This is a genomic window from Roseovarius amoyensis (genome assembly GCF_003260265.1).
In the GTDB taxonomy this organism is placed as follows: domain Bacteria; phylum Pseudomonadota; class Alphaproteobacteria; order Rhodobacterales; family Rhodobacteraceae; genus Roseovarius; species Roseovarius amoyensis.
The window spans coordinates 1-3,254 of record NZ_QITQ01000062.1 but is presented as its reverse complement, the minus strand read 5'-3'; the positions used below and the strand labels follow the sequence as shown (position 1 = coordinate 3,254).

Sequence of the window (3,254 nt, the reverse complement as noted above, 5' to 3'; positions counted from 1 at the left end):
CTTGTCGGCGCTGTCCTTTGATGTTCCGGGTTTCTTGTTCATCTTCGCTCCTTAAAGGCTACGATGAACCAGAACCCCTCCGGTGTTCAAATCCTCAAATCTGTCCCACAGGTGCTGACGTCAGACAAGTTGTGCGAACAAGGCCGTAGTGCATGTCTGATGCTATGCAAACAGGCCGTGTCCTTTCCGAACATCTATCTGCCGCTCTGATCCGCCTTCTGGCAGTTGGTGCCGGCGCGGCCGTCGCCAACAGCTATTATAATCAGGCTTTCCTCGGCCATCTGACAGCCGATTTCGGGCTGACGGCTGGCACCGCCGCCATCGTGCCCGTGCTGACGCAGGCGGGCAACGCGCTTGGGGTGCTCTTCCTCGCACCACTCGGGGACCGCCTCGAGCGTAAGTCGCTTATCCTCGTGACCATCGCCGCCCTCGTGGCGGCGCTGATCGGTGCGGCTGTCTCGCCCGGCTTCGTGTGGCTCGCTGTTGCTAGTTTCGCGGTCGGCCTGTTCGCCACGGTCGCCCAGCAGATCGTGCCGCTCGCCGTGCATCTGGCTCCGCCCGACAAGCAAGGTCGTACACTCGGCACGGTAACAGGCGGCATCCTGATCGGTATTCTGCTTGCCCGCACGGTCAGCGGCATAGTCTCGGACCTTTGGGGATGGCCTTACGTCTTCTGGCTGGCCGCGGTGGTGATGAGCATTGTCGGCGCGGCGCTGGCGCGTTGGCTTCCGCGTGCGATGCCGACGACCAACTTGGGTTATCTGCGCCTGCTTGGCTCTCTTTGGACGTTGGTACGCAAGCATAGCGTTCTCCGGCGCGTGGTCGCGGTGCAATTCCTGATCTTTGCGGCTTTCATCAGTTTTTGGTCGAACCTCGCGCTTCTGATGGCTGAGCCCCAGTATGAACTCGGAGGAACAGCTGTAGGTCTTCTGGCGCTTGTCGGTGTCGTCGGTGCACTTGCCGCGCCTATCGCAGGCGGTTTCTCAGACAGGCGTGGGCCCGCCATGGTTGCGTCGATGGGCGCGGGGCTCGTGATACTGGCCTTCCTCATTTTCGGGCTCTGGCAAGGTTCCATTATTGGGTTGGTCGCCGGCATCGTGATCATGGATCTCGCTGTGCAATCCTCCCAAGTTGCCAACCAGTCGCGCGTCTATGCACTCGATCCGAACGCGCGCGGCCGGCTTAACACCATATTCATGGCAACCATGCTCGCTGGTGGCGCGGTCGGAGCCGGCATTGGTGGTGCTGCCTATGCAGCATGGGGCTGGAGCGGCACATGCGCTTTAGGCGCCATCTCGGCTGCCTTGGCGCTGCTGTTGTCGTGGAAGCCCTAATTCGAGGCGTTGCAAAAAATGCCCGCCTCGATCAACGCGGCGGCCGGGCGTTTACCCAGACGGCCCAAGCGTCATGTACCCAACTCGTCGCGCGCCATTGCCACCCCGTCGAGGAACTGGTCCAGGGAACGCTTTCTGGCAGACCGATCAAAAGCGTAAGCTGGTTGTTTGAATTGGTTGCCAGTCAGAAGTCCTGAGATGTAGCCCGCGACGGTATCGGCGGCCATGACGAGGCTGCTGTCGAGGGTATGCACATACTTGCTCGTTACAGATCCCTTCGAGTGCCCGAGGAGGGCCGCAATGGTGATTTCGCTGAAGCCGAGTTCGTGCGCTATGCTCGCGAAGCTGTGGCGCAAGACATGCGCGGTGATATCGGAGAGTTCGGTGTTCTCGAACAGCTGGCTCCATTGCTTCGGAAAATTGCCGAATGCGTTGTTTCCGCGCACACCTGGGAACACGAACGGCCCTTTCTTCCTCAAGCTCTGCGTTTCCAAGAACTCGACAACCGCCAGTCCTATCGGTCGTGTGGACGCTCCTTCCTTTGTCTCTGATAGCCGCAGACAGCTGTTGGGAAGATCGACATCGGACCAGCGGAGTTCGATAATCTCGCTGCGCCGGCAGCCCGTGAGGGCGATCTGGCGGACGATGCTGACCATTGTGGCGAGGTTTTCATCGTGCTCCGCCTTGTTCAGAATCTTACCCATCAACTGATACTCGCTGTGTGTCAGACGCCGGTCACGAACGCGATCCTTTGGCTTCCTGATGCCGTGCGCGACGTTCGTGTCGATGATGCCCGCCTCCGAAGCATAGGTGAGGATACCGCCCAGCAAGCCGACCGCCCGGGTTGCTGTACCCTGGCCACCCCGCAAGATCGTCTTGCCTCTTAGCTTCTTGGTCTTTCGCGTAGCGCGGGTTTTGCCGAGGATAATGTCATTCATCATCTTCGTAACATCCACTTTGGTCAGATCACGCACCCTCTTCTTCCCGATCAGCGGGATGATATGCCCGTTGATCCGCCCGATATCGGTGGAGACCGTTGATGGTCTCTTGGGCTGTCCACGTTTCCCGAGGATGAGGCCGGCGTGCAGGTCTTCGACGTAGCGCTCACAGAGCTGTTGCACGGTCATGGCCTGTCGGTCTTCGTGGCGCTCTTCGGCCGGATCTTCGCCCTGAGCGACGCGTCCTAGCTGGACCTTGGCCTCTCGTCTGGCTGTTTCGGCAGTCCAGATACCGTGGAGGCCAATCGTATAGCGGCGCGACCGTCCGTCACGGCGATACTGGATCACGTAGCTGCGCTTCCCAGAAGCGAAAACACGCAACCCGAAGCCAGACAGGTCGCTGTCCCAGACAACGTAGTCCTTCTTCTGGCTCTTGACGCTTTCAACCAGCCGTTTTGTGATCTTTGGCATCATCAACCTCGTCATCAGAGCAACTGAGCCGCGTAAGCACCACGTAAGCAGTCGGGCGAAAGCTACGGAGTAGTTGCGGCTATGGGTTTCGACGACGAGCGAACTTAAACACAAGCAATTTTAATATGTTATCGTGCCGTGGCGTGCTGCGTCGCGCATTTCGGATAGACCACGATTAATTGCTCCGAAGGCGGAGGCCAGAGGTTCGAATCCTCTCGGGTGCGCCATTTCCCTTTATAAGTCAGAAGCTTGCAAATCAAAAACCTTTTGGGAGAAGTGCTTACGCGCTGCTTACGCGATAGTCCCGCCACCTTTTTTCTCGGGGTGAACACCGTAGGTTCGAATCCGATGGGTGCGCCATTCCTAAGTCAGAGGGCGGCATAGTGAGCTACCCCCCGAAATTCGGACAGTGACGTAAGCTACGATTTGCAGTCTGCTGATCTTCGACGAGAAGGAGATCAGAGATGTCGAAACGCAAACAACATGCGCCCGAGTTCAAGGCGAAGGTCGC

General features: G+C 58.6%; 2 protein-coding genes. One reads left to right on the top strand and one right to left on the bottom strand.

Annotated features, from left to right (window positions below; genetic code table 11):
• Positions 1-152: 152 nt before the first annotated feature.
• Positions 153-1,334, top strand: a complete 1,182-nt coding sequence (locus DL899_RS19030; protein WP_204355374.1) for an MFS transporter — start codon at positions 153-155, stop codon at positions 1,332-1,334.
• A gap of 71 nt (positions 1,335-1,405) precedes the next feature.
• Here the strand turns inward: DL899_RS19030 and DL899_RS19025 are convergent, their stop codons facing one another.
• Positions 1,406-2,746, bottom strand: coding sequence for a tyrosine-type recombinase/integrase (locus DL899_RS19025; protein ID WP_239494775.1), 1,341 nt, complete (start codon positions 2,744-2,746; stop codon positions 1,406-1,408).
• Between the last annotated feature and the right edge of the window lie 508 nt (positions 2,747-3,254).

Coding starts and splice junctions, on each gene's coding strand:
- DL899_RS19030 (WP_204355374.1), top strand. CDS start 153: ATGTCTGATGCTATGCAAACAGGCCGTGTCCTTTCCGAACATCTATCT.
- DL899_RS19025 (WP_239494775.1), bottom strand. CDS start 2,746: ATGATGCCAAAGATCACAAAACGGCTGGTTGAAAGCGTCAAGAGCCAG.